The sequence below is a fragment of the uncultured Lamprocystis sp. genome (assembly GCF_903933125.1).
In the GTDB taxonomy this organism is placed as follows: Bacteria; Pseudomonadota; Gammaproteobacteria; order Chromatiales; family Chromatiaceae; genus Thiodictyon.
Window position 1 is genome coordinate 1 of the sequence record NZ_CAIZIZ010000510.1, and the last position, 24,733, is coordinate 24,733.

The 24,733-nt window shown below is 66.3% G+C and carries 21 protein-coding genes and 2 pseudogenes; 15 read left to right on the forward strand and 8 right to left on the reverse strand.

All coding sequences use genetic code 11. The annotated features are described in order from the left end of the window. The first annotated feature begins 310 nt into the window (after window positions 1–310). Entirely contained in the window at window positions 311–925 is a 615-nt protein-coding gene (locus tag QZY03_RS27945; RefSeq protein ID WP_295586993.1) for a hypothetical protein, read from the forward strand. A gap of 212 nt (window positions 926–1,137) precedes the next feature. Here the strand turns inward: QZY03_RS27945 and QZY03_RS27950 are convergent, their stop codons facing one another. The 4 genes from QZY03_RS27950 to QZY03_RS27965 are packed head-to-tail and all read right to left on the reverse strand — an operon-like array spanning window position 1,138 to window position 2,123. Then, window positions 1,138–1,467: a hypothetical protein gene (locus QZY03_RS27950; RefSeq protein WP_295586995.1), complete on the reverse strand. Its 330-nt coding sequence runs from the start codon at window positions 1,465–1,467 to the stop codon at window positions 1,138–1,140. Continuing rightward, on the reverse strand, window positions 1,464–1,694 hold the full coding sequence (locus QZY03_RS27955) for a hypothetical protein (protein ID WP_295586997.1): 231 nt from the start codon (window positions 1,692–1,694) through the stop codon (window positions 1,464–1,466). Before QZY03_RS27955 ends, QZY03_RS27950 begins: the two co-directional genes overlap by 4 nt. Further along, window positions 1,694–1,942 carry a hypothetical protein gene (locus QZY03_RS27960; RefSeq protein ID WP_295586999.1) on the reverse strand — a complete coding sequence of 83 codons (249 nt, stop codon included), beginning with the start codon at window positions 1,940–1,942 and terminating at the stop codon, window positions 1,694–1,696. The genes QZY03_RS27955 and QZY03_RS27960 overlap by 1 nt, the downstream gene beginning before the upstream one ends. 34 nt (window positions 1,943–1,976) lie before the next feature. After that, window positions 1,977–2,123, reverse strand: a complete 147-nt coding sequence (locus QZY03_RS27965; RefSeq protein WP_295587001.1) for a hypothetical protein — start codon at window positions 2,121–2,123, stop codon at window positions 1,977–1,979. A gap of 234 nt (window positions 2,124–2,357) precedes the next feature. Here QZY03_RS27965 and QZY03_RS27970 point away from each other — a divergent pair, with 234 nt between their 5' ends. The 3 genes and pseudogenes from QZY03_RS27970 to QZY03_RS27975 all read left to right on the forward strand — a co-directional run bounded on the left by QZY03_RS27970 (window position 2,358) and on the right by QZY03_RS27975 (window position 6,148). Next, the gene (locus tag QZY03_RS27970; RefSeq protein WP_295587002.1) at window positions 2,358–4,712 is read left to right on the forward strand and encodes an NACHT domain-containing NTPase; all 2,355 of its coding nucleotides are present in this window, start codon (window positions 2,358–2,360) and stop codon (window positions 4,710–4,712) included. Window positions 4,713–4,978: 266 nt separating this feature from the next. Next, a pseudogene (locus QZY03_RS32310) lies at window positions 4,979–5,563 on the forward strand (formylglycine-generating enzyme family protein); the annotation flags it as partial. A 129-nt stretch (window positions 5,564–5,692) separates the two neighbouring features. After that, window positions 5,693–6,148, forward strand: a complete 456-nt coding sequence (locus tag QZY03_RS27975) for a hypothetical protein (RefSeq protein WP_295587004.1) — start codon at window positions 5,693–5,695, stop codon at window positions 6,146–6,148. Window positions 6,149–6,331: 183 nt separating this feature from the next. On the opposite strand, the gene QZY03_RS27980 is transcribed toward QZY03_RS27975, so the two are convergent. Next, a complete protein-coding gene (locus tag QZY03_RS27980) occupies window positions 6,332–6,553 on the reverse strand; it encodes a type II toxin-antitoxin system HigB family toxin (RefSeq protein ID WP_295587006.1) in 222 nt (73 codons plus the stop codon). Between the two features lie 116 nt (window positions 6,554–6,669). Between QZY03_RS27980 and QZY03_RS27985 the strand changes: the two are divergent. Next, window positions 6,670–7,303 (forward strand): annotated as a pseudogene (locus QZY03_RS27985) (putative PEP-binding protein); the annotation flags it as partial. A 158-nt stretch (window positions 7,304–7,461) separates the two neighbouring features. On the opposite strand, the gene QZY03_RS27990 reads toward QZY03_RS27985, so the two are convergent. After that, complete coding sequence (locus QZY03_RS27990; RefSeq protein ID WP_295587008.1) at window positions 7,462–9,063, reverse strand: sensor domain-containing diguanylate cyclase; 1,602 nt, start codon at window positions 9,061–9,063, stop codon at window positions 7,462–7,464. A 123-nt stretch (window positions 9,064–9,186) separates the two neighbouring features. Beyond that, window positions 9,187–10,017, reverse strand: a complete 831-nt coding sequence (locus tag QZY03_RS27995) for a transporter (protein WP_295587010.1) — start codon at window positions 10,015–10,017, stop codon at window positions 9,187–9,189. Between the two features lie 341 nt (window positions 10,018–10,358). Here QZY03_RS27995 and QZY03_RS28000 point away from each other — a divergent pair, with 341 nt between their 5' ends. The 3 genes from QZY03_RS28000 to QZY03_RS28010 are packed head-to-tail and all read left to right on the forward strand — an operon-like array spanning window position 10,359 to window position 12,435. Beyond that, window positions 10,359–11,576 carry a hypothetical protein gene (locus QZY03_RS28000; RefSeq protein WP_295587012.1) on the forward strand — a complete coding sequence of 406 codons (1,218 nt, stop codon included), beginning with the start codon at window positions 10,359–10,361 and terminating at the stop codon, window positions 11,574–11,576. Window positions 11,577–11,627: 51 nt separating this feature from the next. Beyond that, the gene (locus tag QZY03_RS28005) at window positions 11,628–12,251 is read left to right on the forward strand and encodes a hypothetical protein (RefSeq protein ID WP_295587014.1); all 624 of its coding nucleotides are present in this window, start codon (window positions 11,628–11,630) and stop codon (window positions 12,249–12,251) included. After that, complete coding sequence (locus QZY03_RS28010; protein ID WP_295587016.1) at window positions 12,226–12,435, forward strand: hypothetical protein; 210 nt, start codon at window positions 12,226–12,228, stop codon at window positions 12,433–12,435. Before QZY03_RS28005 ends, QZY03_RS28010 begins: the two co-directional genes overlap by 26 nt. A gap of 367 nt (window positions 12,436–12,802) precedes the next feature. Here the strand turns inward: QZY03_RS28010 and QZY03_RS28015 are convergent, their stop codons facing one another. After that, on the reverse strand, window positions 12,803–15,553 hold the full coding sequence (locus QZY03_RS28015; RefSeq protein WP_295587018.1) for a S8 family serine peptidase: 2,751 nt from the start codon (window positions 15,551–15,553) through the stop codon (window positions 12,803–12,805). 876 nt (window positions 15,554–16,429) lie between these two features. On the opposite strand from QZY03_RS28015, the gene QZY03_RS28020 reads away from it, so the two are divergent. The 7 genes from QZY03_RS28020 to QZY03_RS28050 all read left to right on the forward strand — a co-directional run bounded on the left by QZY03_RS28020 (window position 16,430) and on the right by QZY03_RS28050 (window position 24,259). After that, the gene (locus QZY03_RS28020) at window positions 16,430–16,699 is read left to right on the forward strand and encodes a hypothetical protein (protein ID WP_295587021.1); all 270 of its coding nucleotides are present in this window, start codon (window positions 16,430–16,432) and stop codon (window positions 16,697–16,699) included. A gap of 97 nt (window positions 16,700–16,796) precedes the next feature. Then, a complete protein-coding gene (locus QZY03_RS28025; protein WP_295587023.1) occupies window positions 16,797–18,611 on the forward strand; it encodes an ankyrin repeat domain-containing protein in 1,815 nt (604 codons plus the stop codon). After that, window positions 18,509–19,174, forward strand: coding sequence for an ankyrin repeat domain-containing protein (locus QZY03_RS28030; RefSeq protein WP_363169887.1), 666 nt, complete (start codon window positions 18,509–18,511; stop codon window positions 19,172–19,174). The genes QZY03_RS28025 and QZY03_RS28030 overlap by 103 nt, the downstream gene beginning before the upstream one ends. 54 nt (window positions 19,175–19,228) lie before the next feature. Further along, the gene (locus tag QZY03_RS28035) at window positions 19,229–19,534 is read left to right on the forward strand and encodes a hypothetical protein (protein WP_295587026.1); all 306 of its coding nucleotides are present in this window, start codon (window positions 19,229–19,231) and stop codon (window positions 19,532–19,534) included. Between the two features lie 41 nt (window positions 19,535–19,575). Further along, window positions 19,576–23,094 (forward strand): ankyrin repeat domain-containing protein, encoded by a 3,519-nt coding sequence (locus QZY03_RS28040; RefSeq protein ID WP_295587028.1) that lies wholly within the window; start codon window positions 19,576–19,578, stop codon window positions 23,092–23,094. A gap of 405 nt (window positions 23,095–23,499) precedes the next feature. Further along, on the forward strand, window positions 23,500–23,718 hold the full coding sequence (gene gvpA / locus QZY03_RS28045; RefSeq protein WP_020503491.1) for a gas vesicle structural protein GvpA: 219 nt from the start codon (window positions 23,500–23,502) through the stop codon (window positions 23,716–23,718). 166 nt (window positions 23,719–23,884) lie between these two features. Next, entirely contained in the window at window positions 23,885–24,259 is a 375-nt protein-coding gene (locus QZY03_RS28050) for a hypothetical protein (RefSeq protein WP_295587030.1), read from the forward strand. Window positions 24,260–24,733: the final 474 nt, after the last annotated feature.

Genomic DNA, 24,733 nt, shown 5'->3' on the forward strand with positions numbered 1-24,733 from the left:
ATATTTTCGAAACATAATCGATCATTTAATAATAGAAAAATATATTATGTGTGAAATAGTATTTTAATTAATAAATCCTATTGATAAGTACTTCAAGTGAAATATTTGTAGGCGCCAATAATTGCAAAGCATTGATTTAAAAGAAAGATAAATAATTAAGCGCTCATAGCGAATATATTGATGTACTTACCTGAGTTTGGTTCTCGTCGGGGAACCTAGCTATCGCTAAAGCTGAAATCGGCTTCGCTCTCGCTCAGCCGATTCAGCTTAGCTTCTCAGTTAGGCTATACACAGATTATGGAGACACCAAATGCCCCTGTTTGTTGGTAAGGACGCCGAGCAGTGCGAGGAATGGTTTCGTGAACTCCTTCGCTTGCGCTATCCCGACATAGACTTTTTCGGAGACGGGCGCAAGTATGTCGCAAGAAAGGATTCGAGCGGGCACATCTCGGTTCAACTGTGCCGCGCTACGGCAGATTACCGGCAAGCTCAGCAGCCCGGCTTCGGGTCGGGCGAGATTATTCATTCAGGGTTAGAGTTGATGCTCCAAGATCCCGCCAACTGGAACGAACGCCCAATAAATCATCGCGTTACAACAGCTTCGTCAATACGAGATGACAGGAGAATACTCGCACACCTAAAGACACTCTTGGCAACAATCCGGGAGATTGGCTTTGTGCCGGACGAAGAATGTGCATGCGATTTCAAATCAAGACGTGAGGCCGCTTTTGCTGAAATGGAACGCGACCTTGATCATATCGAAGAAGAAGATTTTGATCCGTATGTTGACCCAGTCCTTACTCACCGAAGAAAAGGATATCTGGATTCATCATGGTTCAGAATGCCCGGTATATCTGCAGGGCGCTTTGGGCGAAGCGCTTTCGGAGTGACTACGCGCGTTACCAACGGCCTAACAATAGCGTAAGGACCGTAGGTTGGGGTGAGGCGCGAACCCCAACATGCCACCGGATTCACCTGTTGCTGTTGGTCGGTCTCATCGCTGCATCATCCGGCAGCACCCACAGCCAATAGATATTTGCCGTATCTATACTCGCTATTGAAATAAATTACGATATTTATTAAATATAAGCGATTGTTAAATATCAGGTAAACTGATTTAAAAATCGCAAAAATAGGCTATAGCGAGTATATCAACTCGCTCTCCGGCGGATAAAACTCCACGGCCGTGGCCTCGCGGCCAAACAGCGCATTCTTAATCATCTGCAACTCGCGCCAGTGGCCGGGGATGGGCTGATCGTCATGTCGCTGCACCATAACCTTGCTGCCCTGCATCCCGCTCCACAACGGCACCTGGTCAGCGATCATGACCACATAGCGATGGTTCGCGAACGCCCGCGACATCCACGCCGGATGCGCCCGCCCTGCCAGGTCCACCGGTTCCAGCGCCCCCGCGGGTTTGTTGAGCAGCCGCCGGGCCACCGCGCGCTCGCGCTTCGATCGGCTCATTCTGCTGACCTCACAATCTCAGCCAGTGCGCGCGCTGCCGCGTCGCTGGCGCATTTTCCGCGTTCCTCCCAAATGCGATCCGCCAGTCGGTTGCGTAGTGCCTCAACAGCGTCTGTCTTGATCTGCCAGGCGAAGAGCATGGCGCTGGTGTAGGTCACCAGATCGCGCTTGGCGCTTGGCCAGTCGAGATACGCTTCAGCTTTGGCTTTGATGTCGGTGAGATCCATCACGCCACCTGCCTCTTGCCGCAAGCGCCAGGCGTGGCGCCGGTCCGCCGGTTGAACCAGCGCCGCAGCACATAGCTGCGCACCAGGCTGATGGCGGTGAACCAGGCGCCGATGAGGAGGTTGTCGCTCAGCGGCACATGGATGCCGAACCAGGGAAAGATGGCCAACTGGCTGGCCAGTGCGACGCCGTAGCCAATGGCGATGTTGGCAAGGGCTTCGAGCGCGGAGTGGGTGCGGGTCTGGGGCATCAGGTGGTCTTCGGTTAGGGTGAGGACTGAGGCGCTATGCCGCCTTAACATTTTCGTTACAAAGGAAGATCGACGGAAGTAGAGAACGCACAAAGCACGCCCCCGCTACCTGGTTCTCCGGAATGCCGGAGTCCTTGAGCGTCCGGATCAGCTTGTGGGTGTCGAAGGTGGGGGCGGACATGGTGTGCTCCTGGTGTTATAGCCTTCGTACCTGATATCCAGACGGATCCTTGGTGTAGGGCGGGTTTGAAACCCGCCCCGTCCGATGGCTATAACCCCCGGGCACGCTAGAACCGGGCGGTGGGGCGGTCAAGCGGTCAAGCGCCGCGAAGTAGCTGGGCCGATATGACAGATTTATACTGACGCCGCAACTCCCCAAGAGCATTACGTCTGGTCATCATTGAGGGACATCCGGATGGACATCGCGACGCTGGCGGCAGAGCTCGTGCGGGTGCTGGCGCCGGTCCTGCGCGAGCTGAACCATGACGCCGATCGTGGCTCCCAACCGCCCGGGCAGCACCGGCCCGACCAATCAGGCCGGAGGCAGGCCGACCTCATCTGGGAGCGGCTCGGTCCCGTGCTCGGCCAGGACTCGGCAGCGGCGCAGGAGGTTGCGGCCCGACCTGACGACCCGGATGCCCAAGCAGCGTTGCGCGTAGAGCTAAAGCATCTGCTCAAAGGCGATCCCTCATTGGCCCAGGGGCTCGCCGCCCTGGTTGACGACACCCGGTCTGCGGTCGGCACCTTGATCGGACTTCAGGGTAACGGTAATGTTCTGGCGCAGGGTCATGGAGCGACCACCGCGACCGGGGGGTCGATCGTCGTCCGCGGCAATCTGACCCAGAACACTTTTCGGTTACTCGATGCCACCCCGCTACCCCTGAGTGCGGCAGACCGACAGTTGGCACTTGAGCGCTATCTCCAGCACGTCATCAGCCGCAACCGCTACCTGGAGCTTCAAGGTATCCGCTCCGACGGTGTGGCGGTGCCGATCGAGTTGGATCGGATCTACATCCGCTTGCACGGAACCCAGCAGAGTCTGGTCGGGCATCCGGGCGCGGACGACTGGCTGGGGCAGGAGGCCCGACTTGCTCCCGGAGAACGCGCTCGCCTGCCCCAGGTGTCCACCGAGACGGTGGTCCTGAGTATCGAAGAGGCACTGGACGCACATCCGCGGCTGGTGGTGCTGGGCGACCCAGGCAGCGGCAAGACCACTCTGCTGCGCTACCTCAGTCTTCCCTATGCGCGGGACCTGGCGGCAGGGTCGGGAGCTGTCCAAAAAATGCTTGGAGAAGGGGAGCCGCACCGCTTGCCCATCCTGTTGCCCTTGCGGCAGGCCGCCACCTTCCTCAAGGCTGCCCCGGACAACGGCACCGAAGGTCCCGCCCTGCTGATTCGCTTCCTGCTCCAATCCTTGGTCAATGAGCGGCTGGATCTGCCGACTGATTTCTTCGACAACTGGCTCGCCGACGGTAAGGTGGTCCTCCTGCTGGACGGCTTGGACGAAGTCGCGGACCCGGACCTGCGGGTCCGGTTAGCACGTCTGGTGGATCGCTTCGCAGTGGCCTATCCGGACTGCCGCTACGTCGTAACCAGCCGCATCTTCGGCTACCTGACGGGGGTCGCGCGTCTGAGCGATGCTTTTGACCTGACCACGATTCTCGAATTCAGCCTGGACGATGTGCTGTGCTTCCTGACGAACTGGCACCGTGCGGTGGCGGTCGCCGCCCACGTGGCGCCGGGTGCGACGGCCGACGCCTATGCCGCTGACCAGACCCGCCGGCTCATGAACGCCATCGAGGGCAACGAGCGCATTCGTGACCTCGCCATCAATCCGCTCATCCTCACCGTCATCGCCATGATCCACCGCGACCGGACCAGGCTTCCCGACCGCCGCGCCGACCTCTACCAAGAGGCCGTGGCGGTCCTGCTCCGCAACTGGGATCAGGCCAACGGGATACAGGCGCCGCGGGTGCTCGGGGACCACCCCTTCGATACCGGCGACATGCGCGGCATACTCCAGGCCCTCGCGCTGCATATGCACGAGCAGGCCATCAAACAAATCGACGCGGCAGACCTGCGACGGCGACTCCTGGTTCTGTTCGGCGAGCTGCTTTCCAACGCACGAGAGGCCGCCCACGCCGTCGACCGCTTCGTTGAAGTGGTCCGCGCGCGCACAGGTCTGCTGGTGGAGCGCGGCGAGGGGATCTACGCCTTCTCCCATCTGACCTTTCAGGAATACCTGGCGGCACTGGCGGTGGCCGCCCGCGACGACTATCTCAGTTACAGCCTGCGCCGGGTGGGCGATCCCTGGTGGCGCGAGGTCATTCTGCTGGAGGCGGGTTCACTCGGCACCCAGGGTCAGGAGCGCGCCCCGTGCCTGGTGCGCGGCATCGCCAGTCGGCCCAGTCCCCGGGATGACCCCTATCGCAACCTGATTCTCGCCGCCGAGTGCCTGCGCGACCTGGGTCCCTGCGCGGACCAGGACGTGCTGGAGCAAGAGGTGTTGGGTCGGCTGCGTAAAGAACTCGACGACTCGCCGCGCGCTCGCTCCCGCTGGGCGAAAGACCTGGACCTCAAAGGCTGGATCGACCGGCGCTCACGCGCCATGGAAGCCCTGATACGCGCCGGTGCGGTCGGCGGTTTCTGGCGCCCACCCTTCGGCGAGCCGGAGTGGGTGCGGATTCCGGCAGGGAGCTTTTGGATGGGCAGCGAGCGGGGCTCGGGCCGCGAGAGACCCATGCACCAACTGGAGTTGCCTGAGTATTGAATCTCGTGGGTGCCGATCACCAATGCCCAATATCATCTGTTTCTCAAGAACACGGAGGGTCGCATCGCTCCCGCGCCTATCAATTGGGAAGGCGACCGTCCGCCCAAGCGGTTGGAGGGCCATCCAGTGGTCAACGTCACCTGGTATGTGCATCAATACAATTATTTATAAAAAATCGGAAAAGAAATAAAACAAAAAGCTTTCATAAACAATAACTTAACACAATTGCGTCTTATAAAGTATTCTGTTGAAGTACTTATCACGCTTACCTTTACTGCGCGTGGTTGGGCATGGTGACGGAACAGGATATCCGCCTGCCAAGCGAGGCGGAGTGGGAAAAAGCGGCCCGCGGCGATCGGGACCAGCGTCCGTATCCGTGGGGAGACGCATTCGAGGTGACTCGCTGCAATTGTTCAAAGCTCGAATTGGGCGAGACCACTCCGGTCGGCGTATTTCATGACGGGGCAAGTCCCTTCGGTTGCCTGGACATGAGCGGGAATGTGTCGGAGTGGACCCGTAGCTTGTGGAGTCGCACGAGTCGGGGAGTGGTCGGACTCGAGAGCAACCCCGCTTATTATCTAGCATTCCCGTTTTTCGGGGGTCGCCATCGGCCCACTAAGGTACATCATGTCATACATGGGGTTTGGAGCCATTACTTTACCTATCCATATAAGCCAGAAGACGGGCGCGAGGGGCGGGACGCGTCCCGAACTGACTGGCGCGTCTTGCGCGGCGACGCCTTCACGAGTGCCGACGACTCTTGCTTACGGTGCGCTCACCGGGACTTCAGAGATCCAACGACCAGAAGCAAAGACACGGGGTTCCGCGTCGTCTTAGCCAGCCCGATCTAGTTCACGAGGATGCCTATTCACCATGGTCATCCGGGAATAGGCGGCGGCGCGCGACACCCCACCGAATACCGTTTTGATCCCACGACACCGCAACAAAACCTCCCCTCACCTCGACCACCGGAGAACGACATGGACATAGCCCCCTTGGCCGCCGACCTGGCGAGCCTGCTCGCCCCGCTGGTGCCCTTGTTGACCCAGGGCGGCGAGAAGGCCGCCGAGGCGCTCGGCGAGAAACTCGGACAGGCCGGCTGGGAGCGGATCCGGGCCATCTGGGACAAATTGCACGGTCGGCTTGGTGCGGACTCGGACGCCTTGCGGGAACTCGCTCTGACCCCCGACGACGCGGACGCCCAAGCGGCCCTGCGCGTGGCGGTCAAACGACTCCTGCTGTCTGATCCCATCCTGAGGGATGAGCTCGCCGACTTGCTCAATCAGTCGAAGTCAGTCGTCGTCACCACGGTTGGGATACGCGGCAACGGTAATGTGATTGTCCAAGGCGCGAGTGCGGTTGTCGCCGGACCCGGCAGCGTCGTGGTGGGCGGCAGTCTGCGCGGGTCGCCCATCAACACCTGGAATCGCGAATGAGAGAAGCCGCCACTGGCATCCTATGCCCGCGCCTTCCGCGCGGGATCGGGGGTGCCGGACGATGCCCACCGCGCGGGTTCCGCGCCGTCCGCCCAGGCGCAAGCGACCCGCGCGCAGTAGCACGATGGCCTTGTGAGTTGCGCGTCTGACACTGCTGCCCCGGACATTGGGCCGAAATCGAATTTACCTGTTCTCAACAGTCTCGACGTCGATTCGGTCGTACTCCGCATGGGTGCCGACGAACTTGATGAAGAGGATGCTCGCGTTTCCGAACTGGGCCTTGATGTCGGCTGGAGTGCGCCATGTGGCGTCGCCGACTTCATCATGCCAGGCGCGCAGCGGTTGCTCGGCATCGGGATGTTGCCCCCAGAAATCACGTAAGGTTTTCAGGGCGACGACTCTCATGGAGCCTAGGCTTGTGCCGGAACGGGACCAAGGTCAAGACGACTTCGGTCGCCCCGCCTCCGGCATCGCGGTGTTCTACGCCGACCGTGCCGAGATGCTCGGCAAGGAGCCGGGGTTCAAGGTTCAAGGAAGGCGACATGATCACTCTGGACGGGACCTCTGGTAAGGTCTATCTGGGCGAGATCCCGACGGTGGAGCCCGAGTTCACCGACGAACTGGTTACCCTGTTGACCTGGGCCGACGAAGTGCCACGGATCAAGGTCATGGCCAACTCCGACACGCCGGTCGACGCCAAGCGGGCGCTTAGGTACGGTGCCGTCGGCATCGGCCTGGCGCGCACCGAGCGCATGTTCGATGCTGCGCAAAGTGCGCGCCTGTATGCGCGCCGAGACCCTGGCCGAAGAGTCGGAGTTCTTCTCCTTCGGCACGGCGTTTGTGCTGGGCGACCTGACCGAGGCGGCCTTCTCCTTCTCGCGTGAAGATGCGGAAAACAAGTTCCTACCGCTCTATACCGAGTCCGTGGTCCTGCGGACGGCCTTCGAAGTCCTGGACGAGAAGGGCGTGGGCAAGCTGATGGAACTGGCCGTCCAGTGGGGCCGCAAGGTCAAGGCGGACTTGTTGGTCGGCATCTGCGGCGAGCACGGTGGCCACCCGGCAGCCATCGCCTTCTGCGACAAGATCGGGATGGATTATGTGTCCTGCTCGGACCCGCGCGTGCCGGTCGTCCGATTGGCGGCGCTGCACGCGGCGAAGGAAAAGGAGCGGGGGCGGGATGTCCCAGTGCCCCAGTTGACCCGCCCGCGTATCCGCAAGGTCTTTGATCTACTTAGCAGCAAAGGGCTCAGCCGGAGCAACGCCAGCCCTCAAGACCTGGACGAGAGCTATCGTCGCTTGGTTGAGCTGATGGACTATTGATGCGGGATCGCCGGTGCCACTTCGGCCAAGGCGACGGCATAGACCCGGGCTTGATCGCGACTATTCGCCTTGGCCTGATACATCGCCAGATCGGCCTGTCTGAAAATGTCCTCGGCGGTGCCGTCCATTCCATTGAAGAGCGTGACGCCCAGCGAGGCGGTGCAGTGATGTTCGATCAGGGTGTCGGGGTGCCCCGGCCGCGTGATGGTCAGTCGATAGGGCGCGGATAAGCGGCTGCGTACCTGTTCGGCAAGGCGCCCGACGTGCCGGGCGGCGCTCGCCTTATCCGCGCTCAGGTCGCCGACGAGCAGCACGAACTCATCACCGCCCAGGCGTGCCGCGGTATCGGCGGCGCGCACGGTTAGGGTGAGGCGGCGCGCCACTTCGATCAACAGCAGATCACCGATGGCGTGTCCGTAGGTGTCGTTGAGCGACTTGAAATTGTCCAAATCCAACAACAGCAATGCACCGTAGCAATCGCTGCGGTGGGCGGCGGCCCGCACCTGATCCAGACGGTCATTGAGCAAACGCCGGTTGGGCAGGTGCGTCAATGGGTCATAAAAAGCCAGGGCCATAATCTCTGCCTCGGCGCGCTTGCGCTCCGAGATGTCGCGGATAAAGGCGACGATCTTGCCGGGGCCAAACGGCAGGATCTGGGTACTGGCTTCGACGTCCAAGAACCGTCCGTCCTTGCGGCGCTGCCGGGTCTCGAAACACGCGGGCTCGAGCGCCCACCGCCGTCCGCGATCGGCATCGCCTCCGCCGCCGGTGTCAGCGGCGTCGATATCGGCAACGCTCATGCTCAGCAATTCCTCGCGGCGGTAACCGATCATGTCACAGTAGGCTTGGTTGACGTCGGAAAAGCGTCCGTCCCGGTCGCACACGAAAAACCCGTCCAAGCTGGTGGCGATGATGGCGCGGTACTCCTGGTCGGCCTGGATCGCCTGGCGGCGGGAGCGCTCGAACGCGAGTCCGACATACCCGATATTGGCGATCACGGCGCGAAAGATGCCGGCCAGGGTGGCAAAGATTCCGGCGGCATTCGCTTCCAGCACCAAAGGGGAGTCCCGCCCCATCGACAGGCCGATCAGGACATTGAGTATTGCCAATACCACCAGCAGGTAGATCCCACCGATCCAGTAGGCACTGCGGCTATGTTCCTGTCGACCGATGCGCCAGGCGAGTGCGACCAAATAAGTGTACATAACGCCAAGAACCGTCTGATTGTATTGCAGGCGCAGCAACTCATCACGCAACCCCAGACGAATGCCCTCAAAACCAAGCATAAACAAGGATGCGGCGACTGCCATCACGATCAGCGGCAATGGTGTGCCCAGATCGTGGCGCAGCGATTGGATACGCATCATGACCCCAACGAACATTAGAAAATTCGCGAGCGGGAAGGACGCCCACTCCGGAACCTGGCCCCGGAGTGCAAACAAGGCGATGGCCAAGCCCAGCAGCACATCGCCGCCGCACCATAGCGTCACTGCCCGGTGCCGGCGGCCGTCCAAAACCAGGTAGGTGACCATCGGCATGAGAACGTTGAGCAGTGCCAGGGTCAGGAGCAGCGACGGAAGATGAAAGAATCGCAAACCGTTCCTCCTGGGTCATCGCACCGGGCGGCAGCGCCTCACAAAGTGATGCGCCCGCTGCTGTGGCACAGCGGATACGGATAGAAAATGTGACTGCACGAGACCGGATATGGCCCCAGCATCCTAATCCCGGTGCTGGTCGCGGGCAAGTTTCAGGTCAGAAGATGGCGAGCACGCGCACGGCGAAGCGCTGGTCTTCAAACAGGCCGTTGTCGGTATCGAGGTCCCCGCCGTACTGCAGGACCAGGCGTCCGAACGGCAGTTTGATAGGGCCGACAGGGTATAGCGGTGCACCCGCAGCGCGTTGTGCCAGGGTGCGCCGTCGATGCGTGAGGCCCCGCCCTGACTGTAGAAATAGCTCAGGCCCAGGGTGAGGGGTGCGGCCGGGGTGTAGCTGAAGGCGATTTGCCAATTGTACAGCAGGCGTTGCTCGAGGGTGCCGATCCGGCTGGAACCCCGGCGGTACGCGTCGTTGTCGCCAAACCACTGGGCATCGAACGCCGTCATCACGTTGCCGCGCGACCCCAGGCGGTGGCTGTACCCGGCCTGTACGGCCGCTTGCCAGCGGTTCTCGCCCGGGTTGGTATTGAGCGACAGGGTGCGCATGGCGTCGTAGCTGCCGGTGGGCTGGGTGACATAGCCCGCCACCGCAGCATAGCGCCCAAGCTCATGATCGGCATAGGGCCAGGTGGCCAGGACCAAGGTCAGATCGCCGAGACCGGAGCCGTGCTCCAGAGACGATAGGGTGCCGCCGGGCTCCAGGCGGCGCTCGGCCAATTGCGCATAGGCGATGGCTCCAACCAGCAACCCGCCGGCCAGGCCCGCGTAGAGCCGGCCGACCAGGGTTTCCCGCGCCTCGTGCGACAGGGACGGCAGGTGCCACAGGTGCAGCAGGGCCAGTGCGGCGTGACAGAGGACCTCGAAGGTGATCAGAATAAGGGCTGACGACAGCATGGCAGACCTCGGCGGCTGGGTGTGGATTCGTGTCCAGAGCTTAAGCCTCGGCGCGCGGCCTAGCCGGGCTCGCAGTAGTCTGTTCTGATGAGAGAAAGCGGGCCTTATCGGGCATTTCCGGGCGGCCGGCGGGCGATCTGGTCGAGACCGGGCGAGACCAGGGGAGTACCGGTAGGATGCGGTGAGTACTCGGACACTGGTGGCGAAATGCCTGGAGACCCCGTAACCACTTGATAGCGGCATCCGGAGGCGCTGAGCTTCAATGGGTTAGCGAATTCGCCACCAGTGTCAGTACTCGAACCGCATCACCCAACCGGCTGCCGAGAACTTGCGAGGCAGCGATGACCGACGGGAAGCGATTCAACTGGGCGGCGCTCGACCGCCATCTTATCGAACTGGGCTGGTCGCTGCAGAGGCTGGCCGACGCGTCGCGGTCCAATACGCCCGCTGGGCCGAGCCTGAACGAGCGCAATCTCCGCAAGATTCGCGATGGCGAGCAGCAGCCCAGGGTTGGCACGGTGAAACGGATCAGCGATCTCTTGGCCGCCCAGGGGGTCCAGGTCCGCGCCGACGACCTCTGGGTGTTCCCGGACCAGCCAAGCCCTTCGCCCGCGGTGCCGACATTCAACGGCAACAGGCCCGCGACCAACCCCTTCGACCCCTGGGCCATCGCCCTGCCGCCGGTCTTCGTCGGGCGCACCGGTGCACTACGCGACCTGGAGTGGGCGGCCAGGGACGGGCGCGGGGTGTCGCTGCTCGGCGAATGGCGGATCGGCAAAACCTCGCTCCTGCACACTTGGGGCCAGCGGGCACAAGAACTCGGGTTTGTGGTGCGGCTGCTGTCCGGTCAGGGGCGGGAGCGGCAGGGGCATCAGGCCTTCGTCGACGCGGTGGTCGATGCGGTGTCGGCGGACCCCCGAACGGCGGCGACCGGGGCCACAACGGGTGCGGCCGGCGAGCCGGCGCGGCCGCAGTCCCCCGATGCCGCCGCGGACCGGCTCGGCAACTGGTGCAGTGTGCAGCAGCAGACGCGCGACGGGCTGCCGCCGCTCTTGCTGCTCGACGAGGCCGAGGGCTTCCTCGGACACTGCGAGCCGGGCTTTCTGGAGCGGCTGCGGGGCTTGCTGACCAAGCGGCGGCTGGCGCTGGTCTTCGCCACCCGCCGCACTCTGCCCGAGGTCTACGCGGACCTGGGCCGCGTGTCGCCCTTCGCGAACATGCTGGAGGCGTTACGGATCGAGCTGCTGGAGCCCGGCGCAGCGGCGGCTCTGCTCGCCCGCGGCGCGGCGGGGCTTGCGCCGGACGACCCGGCCTGGTTCGACTGGGCCGGCCGGCACCCGTTTTACCTCACCCTGCTCGCGCGGCGGCTGTTCAATGCTCGCGCGGACGGGGCGGACCCGGACGGCGGCGACCCCCGTGCCCGGGCGCTCGCGCGGTTTCGCGACGAGGCGGCGCAGCAATTCGCACTCTGGTGGTCGCCGAGCGCGACCGCCAACGGTTGCGCCGCGCCGCCGCTGGGGGGACGGCGACCGACGCGGACAGCGGCGACGACACCCTGAGCCGACGCGGATTGCTCACCGACGACCATCAACCCTTTGCGCGGGTGTTGAGTGAATGGCTGGGCCTCGATCATCGTTAATGCATTGCTCGGCAGCCGCAACCTGGAGGCCCCGATCTATCGCGCGGCCCTGCCCGACTGGCAGCGGTTGGTTGAGGACTGGCTCGCCGAAACCAAGACCGCGGCGGCGCTGGAGGTGCCGAACCCCTTCCGCCCGCTGGTGCCGCTGGAGCCGGAGTTCGGCCGCGAGGTCTTCCGCGGGCGCGAGCCGCTGGTGGCGGAGATCGAGTCCATCCTGGGCGATCCGGGTCAGGGGGCGGCGCTCGCGCTGATCGGGCCGCGGCGCTGCGGCAAGACTTCGCTGCTCAATATGCTGCCGCTGAAGCTGCCGGATGCGCTGGTGGTCTTCTTCGACACCCAGAATAATCCCATCGACTCCACCGGGTCGCTGGTCAAGGCGCTGGTCGGGCAGGCGCAGAGGCAGGCGCGGCGCGAGTGCCAACTGTCCCTGCCGGACGCCCCGCCGGGGCCGCCGATGGAGACACTGGGGGCCTGGTTCGCGCAGTTGGAGCAGGTGACGGCCGTCGGGCGCATCCTCTTGTGCATCGACGAGTACGAGCGCTGGGAAGGGATCTTCCCCGGCGACCGGCGTGCGCTGCTGCACCTATCTGACTAACCTGGTGCAGGCGGCGCCGGCCCCGGCGCTCGCGGTGCTGAACGCGCTGGCGCAGGGACAGACAGCGGACCTCGCCGCCCAGGACGGCGCGACGCGGCGCTATCTGCGCCGCCGGGGGCTGGTCACGGCGGATGGGGGCTTGGGGATTCCGGTGCTCGAGGCCTTCCTGCGGCGCTTGGGGTGAACCGCTTCGCGCGGCCATCAGCGGACTGCCGACACTTCGGCGTGTGAAAAGCATGGACCGCCTGGAGTCGCTGCTATTCCTTAGGTTTAGATCCAAAGGCCAAAGCGACCCCAGTGGCTACCGGCCTGCCGGCATCTCCCGGTGCCGCCCCCGGCATCGCGGTGTGCGACGCCGACCGCGCCGAGACTCCGGCCGGGCAGTCGGCGTTCTACGCTCCGGCCCGGTGATGCAGTGATTCTACGTCACACGAAAAGGTCCGGTGATCACGGCCCCTGGGGCGCCGCAAACACCGGACCAAATGGTGTGTAAGCCACCCTGACCCCCGGCGAAGGCCCCGCCGGAGATCAGACCCGCGTCGGGACTTGCGCTATCGTACCTGCACGGTATAGGCGCCGGTCGCCCCTTGTCCGTAGGTCGTCGCGTGGACAGTGAAGGTCCCGGCGGCAGCGGCCGTGTAGACGATCTGCGAATTCAGGGTGCCGTTGGAATCGTCGTTCGCGGCCACGACACGCCCCCCGCTATCCTGCAGGAAGAGATAGGTGTCGAACGCCGACGAATTCAGCAAGATCGTATAGGTCCTACCGGTGGTCGCGGTGAAGCTGTAGTTGTCCGCATAGGCACCCGCACGTAGGGTGGAACGGCAGTCCGTCGTCGCGATGATGCCGCTGACGCCGGCACCTACGGCAATCGGAGTAGGCGTGCAAGTGCTGCCGGCACTGAGCGAGACGGTATAGGCTCCGGTGGCGTTGCCGGCGTATGAGGTGGCATGGAGCGTCAAGGATCCGGCCGCGCTCGGGGTATAGACGATCTGCGAGTTGAGGGTCCCGTTCGAATCGTCGTTGGACGCCACCACCCGACCCGTGCTGTCGAGCAGGAACAGATAGGTATCGAACGCCGAAGACGCCAGCCTGATGGTGTAGGCCGTACCCTCCGCCGCAGTGAAGCCGAAGTTGTCATAATAGCTCCCGGTGCGTACCGTGGAACGGCAGTCGGTCGACGCCAGGTTACCCGACAGGGTGTTGCCGACCGCGATCGGGGTGGAGGCGGAACAGTCGGGGGTGGTCGCCGACGCGACGCTTGTATAGGCGGAATTGCCCGCGACGTTGTAGGCCAGCACCCGGTAATAGTAGGTACTGTTCGCCACTACGGCCGCATCGCTGAAGGTACTGACGTTGGCCGCAGGGCTCGCAAGCACCGACCAGGGGCCGCTCGCAGTGGTACCGCGCTCAACCTTGAAACCCGTCTCGTTGCTGCTGTTATCGACCCAGGCGAGATTGATCCGAGTGCTCGCCGTCGCCGTGGCGGTCAGCGACAAAGGCGCTGCCGGCGGCGCGATCTGCGTGAACGCGGGGAGCTGGGCGTTATCGATCCAACCCGCGTCGCTACCGGACACGACACTGCCGTCCTTGGTATAGGTCCACTTCAGGGTGTGCATGCCGGCCGACAGGCTATAGCTGATGCTGCGCCAGCAGGACGTCGACCAGGCCGCGCAACCCGAGAGGCTCGCCACCTGTTGTCCATCGACATAGAAGCGGATGAAGTCAAAATTCGCCTCGCTGGATACCGTCCAGTCGAAGGTGACGGTACCCGCCGAGAACTGGCCGGTCACTTCGACACCGCTGTTCTGATTATGGCCGATGGCCCCGGACTGCAGGCTGAACTGGCCTTCCCGCACGCGCTGCGTCACCACGTTCCACGCGGCATTGGAGCTCGATGGGGTGGTCCAGCCGAGCGGCCAGACGCCGCTGGCGGGGAAGACCTCCGGTGAGCCATTGGGATCGACGAAGGTGGCAGTGACCGCCTGACTGTTGCTCATCGTGAGCGCGCAAGCCCCGGTACCCGTGCAGGCCCCCGACCAACCGCTGAATTCAAAGCCGCTGCTCGGCACGGCCGCCAGCGTTACTGGAGTATTGACGGCAAAGCCGGCCTGGCAGGTCGAACCGCAATCGATCCCGGACGGCGTGCTGGTGATGGCTCCGGACCCGACCTTGGTGAGGGTCAGATAGGCGGTATTGCCGTTGTCGAGGGTATAGATGAGCCGATTCGGTGAACCGGCACCGGGGTCGGTCACCACGCCGGAGGTGGCACTGAGCGACAGGGCCGCCGCGACCTCAGCCGGGGTCGCGCCCGGGTCGCCGCTGAGATAGAGGGCGGCGGCGCCGGCGGTGTGCGGCGACGCCATGGAGGTACCGCTCCAAGTGGCCGTCGCCGTGTCGGACGACGAAACCGCCGAGGTGATACTCGAACCCGGCGCAAAGATGTCGAGGCAGGTACCCCGGTTCGAGAAACTGGACCGACCGTCGGTATTGGTGGTCGCGCCGACCGTGATGGCCGCCGGGGCCGAGGCCGGGGACGTGGAGCAGGCATCCGTGTTCTCGTTGCCGGCGGCGACCACGAAGGTGACACCCGCGGCCACCCCACGCGCCACCGCGGCATTGAGCGAGGCCGAGAAGCCGCCACCCAGGCTCATGTTCGCCAGGGCCGGCAGGTGCTTGTTGGCGATGACCCAGTCGATGCCGGAGATGACTCCCGAGGTGCTGCCCGAGCCGGCGCAGTTTAGGACCTTGACCGCGACCAGGGCGACGCCCTTGGCCACGCCATAGATGGCACCGCCCACGGTGCCGGCGACATGGGTGCCGTGACCGTGGCAGTCGGTGTTGTTGCCGTCCCCGCTGGTGTTGGTACCCCAGACCGCCCGGCCGCCGAACTCGGTGTGCGTGGTGCGGATGCCGGTGTCGATGATATAGGCGGTGACGACGGAGGCAGTGGTATTATAGGTATAGGATCTGGTGAGCGGCAGAGCGCGCTGATCGACCCGGTCCAACCCCCAGGTTGCGGAGTTCTGAGTGGTATTGGCGCGCATGATGCGATCCGGCTCAACCAGCAGCACCCGCGGGTCCTTGGCCATGGTCGCCGCCGCCCGTGCGTTCATCCGTACGGCCATCCCGGTCAGTGCATTGCTCCAGGTGTTTCGCACGGCGGAACCATAGGTCCGGGCCACCGACTGGCTGACCGACGCCACCTCCGCTTTCAGGCGACCGGCGGCACGGACCGACGGGCTGAACGCCGTGTCTTTGAATACGACGATGTATTGGTTCGAGATCGTCTCGGCGGCCACCGAGGCGATGCCGACTTGGGGGGATTCGGTCGCTACGAGGGGGCCGACAGGGGCTCGTCCAGCGCGGCAGCGGCCGGACCGAGCAGCATCCAGGTCATGACGTAGAACAGGGACAGCCTACTTAACGACGCGCTCATGGCATTCACTCCTTTCTGTGGCGTTGCGACACTCGGCAGGCACCCGCGGGCGCGGGCACCCTCTTTCTTCGGCCGAGGTGGCGGCGAGAGCGCTTCCCCGCGGATCCCAGATCCGGAAGGCGAGGGTGAGGCGAGACTACGCCACGGTCGGTCGCCGAAAACGGCCATCGACAAGAACGCATGGGGGAAATCTTCAGTTGACTTCAGGCCGGACTCCCCGATCCCGGCCCGTCTGCCACCGGGTGACCAGCGGAACGGATAAACGAAAAACGACTGCTGCCGCCATCGTGCGACGCGCATAAGCGGGCGCAGAGCATTACCGAAACGCTGGGCATCCTCTAGGATGCGGTCGAGATCCCTGAGCTACCGTCGAGTTGATACTTTTCAAAAGTCTAGGTTGTTGCCAGTACCTGTAAAGTGATCCCCATCACAATACGAGAGCAGACCAAGAACAGGCTCAATACCTGCCGTCCGTGGCCGACGCGTCTCCAGCCGTCGGCGCGTCTGTACTCCGACCCACCGACGAGAGACGCGATCCGCCGATTGCCGACGCCATGCCGCGCTTGCCCAAAGGTTGGCCCGTCCCCCTTTATGTCGGCGGGGCGTTCCGGCTCGGCGTCGATGACGTCGCCGTCCTGGGTTAGGAGCGCATCGCCCTCCTGGAGCAGATCGCCGCACACGGCTGCATCACCCAGGAGGCCAAGGCGCTGAAGGTCAGCTAAAGGCGGCCTGGGACGGGGTGAACGCGATCAACAACCTGGCCTTGGCCCTGGCCCCGGCGCCGGTGGTCGCCACCGCGAATGGCGGGCGCGGCGGGGGCGGAGCCCGCCTGACCGAAGAGGGCCTCTATCGCCGCCGAGTGCCAACGCCGCTGTTCGCGTCCCCGCCCCTGGTTTGCCCGAACTGCGGTGCCGACCTGCGTATCGTCGCCTTCATTACGGAGACCGCCCCGGTAGGGCTGGCCCGGGGCCTGGCGGGTGTCCTGAGTCGTTATCGGATGGTAAGGTAATCGCTGTTCACCGGGCGCCGATCCGGCTGGGACTGAAACGGGTCGCGATGCGGCCCGGGCATTGATGACGACCGTAACGACTGGCAGGAGGATCGCGATGGCGAACGGGATCGGCGGCCTGCGGGGCCGCCTCTCTCACCGGGGGCTCTGGGTCGTGGCCGTCCTGCTGTGGCCGGCCGCGGCCCTTGCGGCGGATGGGGCCGCGGCGGCCGGGCGCGGGGGGCAGGCGGGGGCGACGGCTGCGGTGCCGGCCGCAACGCTCGGCGCACCGCGGGCTGTCCCCGACCCCGACGCGCTGCCCCGCGCCGTGGCGCGCGGCAACCTGGAGGAGACGGCCGCGCTGCTTCGGCTGGGCGCCGACACCGACGGCCGACTCGGCGGGCGCACCGCCCTGATGATCGCCGCGGAGCGCGGTCGGCGCGACCTCGTAGACCGGCTGCTCGCCGGCGGCGCCCGGGTCAAGGCCGTGACCGAGCGCGGAGAGACCGCCCTGCTCTTCGCCGTGCGGGGCGGGCACCGCGAGGCCGCCCTGGCTCTGCTTGCCCAGGGTGCCGACGCCAATGACAAGGACCCGACCACCGATGTCTTGGGGCGGCCGGTGCCGCCGCCGTCCCCGGGCTCTGCTCGCGCTCCGGCGGCCACTGCCGCCGTCCCGAATGGACCCGCGGGCACCCGGGGTCCCCTGCCGGCACCCGTCGGCCGCTCGGTGCTGCGCATCGCCGTGGACAATGGCGATGTCGCGCTGGCCGAGGCGCTGCTCGCCCACGGCGCCGCGGTCAAGACCCCCCGCGCCGGGAACCCCCCGATCCTGCCCGCCGCCCTGGCGCACGGCGATAGTGCCATGGCCCTCACCCTGTTGAAGGGGGGCGCCGGTCTCACGCCGGAGCGGGATACCGTCTGGACCGCACGGGTACTGCCCGTGCCGTCGGGGGCCGAGCGGTTGTTGCCGCCGCCCGTGTCGCCGCCCGGCGCCCCGGTCGTCCTGCCGCCGGGTGTCGGGGACCCGCCCGCCCCGGACCTGCCGACGGTCACGCAGACCGCCTGGACCCCGCTGATGGCCGCCGCGATCTGCTGCGACGCCAGGGTGGTCAAGGCCCTGCTCGCCAAGGGCGCCAAGGTCGCCACGACTACCGCCGACGGCCAGACCGCCCTGTCGTTGGCGGTCGCCTACGACCGCTCGGAGGCCGTGCGGATCCTGCTCGCCCGCGGTGCCGCCGTCAATGCCAAGGATGCGGCCAGCCGTACCCCCCTGTCGCTGGCGGTGGTCTACGGCCGTACCGCGCTGGTGTCGGAGCTGCTTGCCAAGGGGGCGGCGGTCGATGCCAGGGACCAGGCTGGTCGGACCCCGCTGCTCGCGGCGATCACGGCCGGACAGCGCGCGGCGGTGGCGGTGTTGCTCGCGCATGGCGCCGACACGAACGCCAAAGACGCCGCCGGCCGCACCGCCTTGTCGCTGGCCGTCGCCAAGGGCGATGCGGCGCTGGTCGCCGCGCTGCTCGACCACGGCGCCGCCGCGGACCTGGGCGAGGCCGGGGCGGCGCTGCGCGATGCGCTGGGGCGCGGCCAGGCCGCGGTGGTGCAGACGCTGCTCGATCACGGGGTCCCGGCCACTACCCCGAGGATGCCGACGCGGTCTGTGCCGCCGCGGTCCAGGGCCAGGACGTCATTGTGGCGGCCCTGCTCGCCAAGGGCGCGAACGCCGATTGCCGCACCCGGGGTGACGAGCTCGCGTCCTGCGATTGGCATACTGATCCGCCGCGCAGCTACTCGTCGTCCGATCGCTGTGCGCCCGGCCAGGATTGGACCCCGCTGCGCGCCGCCGCGGACCTGGGTCACCTCGGGGTGGTGCGCGTCCTGGTTGACCATGGGGTCGATGTTAATACCAAGGGTGCGGACGGGGTCACGGCCCTGACGGCCGCCCTGGAGCGCCAACACCTGGCGACGGCCGTGCTGCTGCTCGAACAGGGCGCGGTGATCGACCGGACAGCGGGCGGGATCGCGCTGTGCGACGCCATAGTCAACGACCGCCGGGCCGTGGCACTGGTGCTGATCGACAAGGGGGCCGATGTCGAGGGCAAGGAGGGCGGCTGCTACCGCGGTTTGACTCCTTTGATGCATGTGGCGGCGGACCGCGACCCGGAGCTGGTTAGAGCCCTGTTGGCTAAGGGGGCCGCGGTCAATGCCCGGATCCCCGAGGTCAAATGGATGGTAGCCGAGGGCGGTACCGCCGAGGATCCCGCGGTGCCCAAGGAGGCATTGCGGAGGTTCCCGGGGCGGACCGCCCTGATGGCCGCTGCCGAGAGTGGCGGGGATCCTAAGGAGGACGACCGTCTGGCCGTCGTGGAGCTGCTGCTCGCCCAGGGTGCCGAGGTCGATGCCCGGGACGCGAAGGGCCGCACCGCCCTGTCCTTCGCCGTCGAGCGCGGCTATTCCAGGATCGCGGAGCGGCTGCGCCAGGCCGGGGCGACGCCCTGACGCCGGGGACCTCCGGCATCGCCTATCACTGCAACGACTGACAGGAGCATCAGGATGGCCGACATGACATCGACGCCTTGGGGCCGGCCGCTGCGGATCCGTGTGCTGGCGGCCGGCGTGCTGCTGTGGGCGGGTGCCGGTCTCGGGGCGGACAGCGGCGCCCCCGCGGCCGGGGCGGTCGGGCAGGGCGGTGCGGACCCGCGGTCCGCTCAGGCGGACGCCGGCCGTACCGCGCCTCCCGCGCCCAGCGCCGACACCTGGCGGATCGCCCTGCGACGCGGCGATCCGGCGGAGGTCACGGCCCTGCTCGATGAGACCACCGATCCGGCGTCCCGGGGCTGGGGGAGCAGGAGGTCCTGACCAGTGCGGCCGGTAATGGCCACCTGGCGTTGGTGCAGGCCATGCTCGCCCGGGGTGTCAAGGCGGACGGCCCGGCCGGTACCATGGCCTTGCGCGACGCCGCCCGCGGCGGCCACCAGGCGGTCCTGGAGTTGCTGCTCGCCCAGGGGGCCGACGCCAAGGCCCAGAGCAGCACGGGTGAGTCCGCGCTGCTCCTGGCCATGGAGTCCAACTTGCCGGGGGCTGCCAAGGGGCAAGGCACGGCCCCCCCGCGCACCCGGCGCGACCTCGCGCGCGCCCTGCTCGAACGGGGTGCGGCGGTCGATGCGCGGAACAGCAGGGGCGAGACGGCACTGATGCGCGCGGTGACTCAGGGTGACCTCGAGGCCGTGCGCCTCCTGCTGGAGCGGGGTGCCGATCCCAATGTCAAAACCCCCGGGGGGCAAACCGTCTTGTCCGACGCCGCGTGCAGCGACCCCGCGCTGGCTCGGCTCCTGCTCGACCAGGGTGCCGACCCCCAGGCCGGCACCGCCCTGATGCGTGCGATCGACTGCAGCCGGGGCGAGACCGTCGCGGCGCTGCTCGGGCGGGGCGCGGCGGCGCCCGCCGACGCGTTGACCGCGGCCGTGCGCACCGGCAACCGCACGGTCATTCGGGCGCTGCTCGCCAAGGGGGCCGACGCCGCCGCCCTGCCCAAGGACGCGTGGAATACCCTGGTCCTGGCGGCGGTGCAGGGCCAGGAAGCCCTGGTCGAGGCCCTCGGCCGCCCAGGTGTCGAGATCGATTGCGAGGGGAACGCGGGCGGTCTGCTGCAGGGCGGAACCCTGTTGATCCGTGCGACCACGCAGGGTGACCGCGAACTCGTCACTTGGCTGTTGGACCTGGGGGCGGCGGTTAAGGACCGCCACGGCGCAACCGCGCTGGTCGCCGCCCTCGAGCACCAGCACCCGCAGATCGCGCGGATCCTGATCGCCCGGGGCGCCGATGTGAACGGGCAGGACCGCGACGGGCACACCCCCCTCGCGCTCGCCGCGGGCAAGGGTGATGCGGCGATGGTAAAGGTTTTGCTGGATCGGGGCGCGGAGGTCAATGCCCGGTCCGCGCGCGGAGAAACCGCGCTCCTCTGCGCCGTGCGCGGGCGTCGCTTCGATCTGGCCGCGGCCCTGCTTGCCCGGGGCGCCGATATCAATAGCGGGGGCGGGGCCCTGGCGGAGGCCGCGTCGGACGACGACCGCGAGACGCTCCGCTGGCTGCTCGACCAGGGTGCCGATGTCAATGCCGTGGAGCCGCCGGGCACCGCGCGCGCCGGGCTCACCGCGCTGATGATGGCCGCGCAGGCCGGTCGCCGCGAAGCCCTGGATCTGCTGCTCGCGCGCGGCGCCGCCGTCGATGCCAAGACCGGGACCGGTCGGACCGCCCTGATCGGGGCCGCGGACGCGGGTCAGCTCGCCAATGTTGCGACCCTGCTCGACCACGGCGCCGACGTCAACGCCAGGTTCGACGCGCCGCCCGATCCCGCGAAGCCCCAGGACCCGCCGGACGGCGGGACCGCCTTGACTGTCGCGGCACGGCGCGGCGACCTGACGCTGGTACGGCTGCTGCTCGCGCGGGGTGCCGCTGTCGAGGCCCGCGGCCGGGGCGGGCAGACGGCCCTGTGGACGGCCGGGGCGAACGGCGACGGCGCGCTGGTCGCGGCCCTGCTTGCGGGTGGCGCCGATCCGCGCGCCGCCGTCCCGAACCCGCGGGGTCCGGGTGCGACTAGCACGCTGATGGCCGCGGTGCTGAGCGATGACCTCGCGTCGGTGCGCGCCCTCATCGCCCACGGTGTCGATGTCAATGCCGGCGCGTCGCAGGGTGAGACGGCCTTGTTGCTCGCCCTGCGGGGAGCGTCGGCCACCCTCGCCCAAGACCGTGACATCGAACAGATGCGGCTCGTCCCCCACAGCGCCGACCCCAATGCCGGCCGTGACATGGTGCAGATGCTGCTCGCCCAGGGGGCCGACCCGAATGCCGGGTCGGACGGAGGTGAGCGCCCCCTGATGGCCGCCGCGGAGCGGGGTGATCTGGGGCTGGTGCAGGCGCTCCTCGCCCAGGGTGCGGACGTCAACGCCAAGGGCATCAATAACCACACGACGGCGCTGATCCGCGCGGTTCAACGCGGCCAGGTGGACATCGCCCTCCTGCTGCTCGCCCAGGGGGCCGACCCCAATGCCGGGTCGGAGGGCGGCGAGCGCCCCCTGATGGTCGCCGCGGAGCGGGGTGACCTGGATCTGGTGCAGGCGCTCCTCGCCCGGGGTGCGGACGTCAACGCCAAGGACATCAATATCTCTACGGCGCTGATCCGCGCGGTCCAACGCGGCCGGGTGGACGTCGTCAACCTGCTGCTCGCCCAGGGCGCCGATCCCGAGACCCTGAGCTACGGCAATCAGACTCCGCTGCGGCTGGCCGCGCGGGACGGGCAGTCCGCGGTCGTCGAAGCCCTGCTCGACCGGGGTGCGCGGATCACCCCGGAGGCCCTGGCGGTGGCCGTCATCGGCGGCCATGTCGACACGGTGAAGCGGCTGATCGCCCGCGGCGCCAACGTCAATGCCCGGATCATCGAGGACCACCACCGGGACTGGCTGGTCGGCCTGATCAAAGGCCTCGATTACATTCTCAAGCGGTGCCGCCAGGAAGCCCCGACCGGCGGGGGCCTGCGGATCTCGTGCGATGGGGGCCGGGACTTCGATGGCGTGCCCCCGGTCTTGAGCATCGCCGCGGCGCGGGGGGATCGGGACCTGGTCCAGGTTCTGCTGGACGCCGGTGCGCGGGTCGACGCCAGGGACGCCGCCGGCCGCAACGCCCTGTCGTTCGCCATTGGCTTCGATCAGACCGGCGGCGAGATCGGGGTTGTGCCGCTGCTTCTGGCCCGAGGCGCCGCGGTCCTCCCGGCGGACCTCGGCGCGGCGCTGTTGGCCGCCGTCCGGGATGGGCGGCACGACTGGCTCAAGGCCCTGCTCGACCAGGGCACCCCCAGTGCCGGGAAGGGGGTCGGGCGAGGTACCGGGGTGGCCGCCGGGCCGCTCGGCGCCGCTGCCTTACTCGCGGCCGCGTGGCGCGGTGATGTCGAGAGTGTGCGGCTTCTGCTCGACTATGGCGCCGCGGCAGAGGCGCGGCCGGACACCGAGGAGTCGCCCCTGCGTATGGCCGCGGGCAAGGGGCATCCGGAGGTCGTGCGGCTGCTGCTCGTCCGGGGGGCCGCGGTCGAGGCCAGGGACCGGGACGGCCGCACGGCCCTGATGATCGCCGTCGCGCAGCGGCAGGCCGCGGCGGTGGGGGCGCTCCTCGACCACGGGGCCGATGTGGATGCCAAGGTCACCGTCGCGCCGGGCGCGAACCGGCGCGGTGCCTGGGCCCACGCCGGCTGGACCGCGCTCATGTTCGCCGCCGAGCAGGGCGATGCGACCCTGGTGAAGGCGCTGCTCGCGCGGGGCGCCGCAGTCGATGTCAAGGCCGCCGATCACGCCACGACCGCCCTGTCCCTGGCCAGCGCCCGGTCCTCCATCGCCGGCCTGCTGAGGCAGGCCGGGGCCAAGGAGTAACCATGATCGATGCGCGCCCGCGTCCGGAACGGCTGCTCTAGGGTGTCGATACCATAAGCATGGAAAGCATTCCATAGCCCAGGTTAGCCACTGCCCTCCAGATCGCCTGCCGACGGATCGGTAGGGAAAGATCTAGATCTCTGATTTATCTTAAGATCTCAGTGATGTCCGAGGGAAATCGAATCTGGCACGCCTCATGCTAATTATTTAGTCAAGCAACCGAGTCGGCAGGACGCCACACCGGAGCGCACTGGACCAGCCAGTTGTAGCGAGCGGTTCCAGTGCCAAGACCGGCGGGGTAGGGTGTGAATCGACTGGCGATGTCACTCAGGCCATGCAGTCCCGGCAGGTTTGCTTCAAGCGCACATCATGTGCATTCGTTCCGACGTTCAGAGGGTAAATAAAATGGCAAAAGTCGCCAACTCCACAGATTCCTCCAGTCTCGCCGAAGTCGTTGACCGCATCCTGGACAAGGGCATCGTGATCGATGCGTGGTTGAAGGTCTCCCTGGTTGGTATCGAGCTGCTCGCCGTTGAAGCCCGTGTGGTCATCGCGTCGGTCGAGACCTACCTGAAGTATGCCGAAGCGATCGGCCTCACCGCTCCGGCGGCTGCTCCGGCCTGATTCCGCCTCGTACTTCAGATGGGTGCCGCTCCGGTGCTTCGGCATCGATCCCGAGCGGCAGCTTGCGTCGGGTCAGGTGGTAAGCCGCGCTGAACCCGGATTGACGGCTGCGCGGGGATTCACCCGTTCCCGGTGCCCACTTGCAACGTGAAACGAGGTGCAGACAATGGGGCGTTTTACCGAAGACATGGGACGGCTGCGCGACGAGATCGTGTCGGAGCGCATGGCCCGCCTAGACCTGATCGCCGACACCCGCCAGGACGTCACGGACGCAGCGCACGCCTTCATCAGTCGTCTGAAGACCAGCGTGGAAACCCTGCAGGCCGATTTCCGTGAGGCCCATGTGGACATGGCCGAGGCGGGGCGTGCCGACCGCAGCGCGTTCCTGACCCGACTCGGGGGGACCGTCGCCGACCTTCAGCGCCAGACGGTTGCGCTGGTCGGTGACTTCGCCGCGGAGCGCAGTGCAGGTCGCCAAGCCTGGCGCGGTGCCGCCTCGCAGCCCTCCTCAGCCCGGACCAAGGCGCGCGCTAAATCCTGACCAGTCAACCCAGCCACTGACGCGCCGCGCCCGATCGCAGCGACCCGTCGACTGGGCGATGGTTGGGCGCACTCGGCCACTCCGAGACGTCGGGCCGGTCCGGTCCCTTCGCAGCATGCGCCTTATTTCAATAGAACTTCAGCACGTTATGGGGGACCCTGTGAGCGGCTCGGTGAGTTCGTTCAAAGTGTCCGGAACCATCCAGTTGACGATTTTATGTCGGATCGCTTGACAGACCGATCGCATGATGTAGAATATTCGGCTCGCTAGGGAGAAGAAAAAGGAACAGGCGGCGCGAGTCGGCGGGATGCACAAGAAAGGAGTTTGACACGCAGCCGGGATGATGTAGAATGATCGGCTTGCTGCGAAGGAATCGCGGTGTTAGTGGAAGGGAGCGTCAGCCGGGAGAGTTGACAGCACGGCGGGAAGCTGTAGAATTTGAGAGCTACGCCGCGCGGTGCGGTGAGTTTGGTG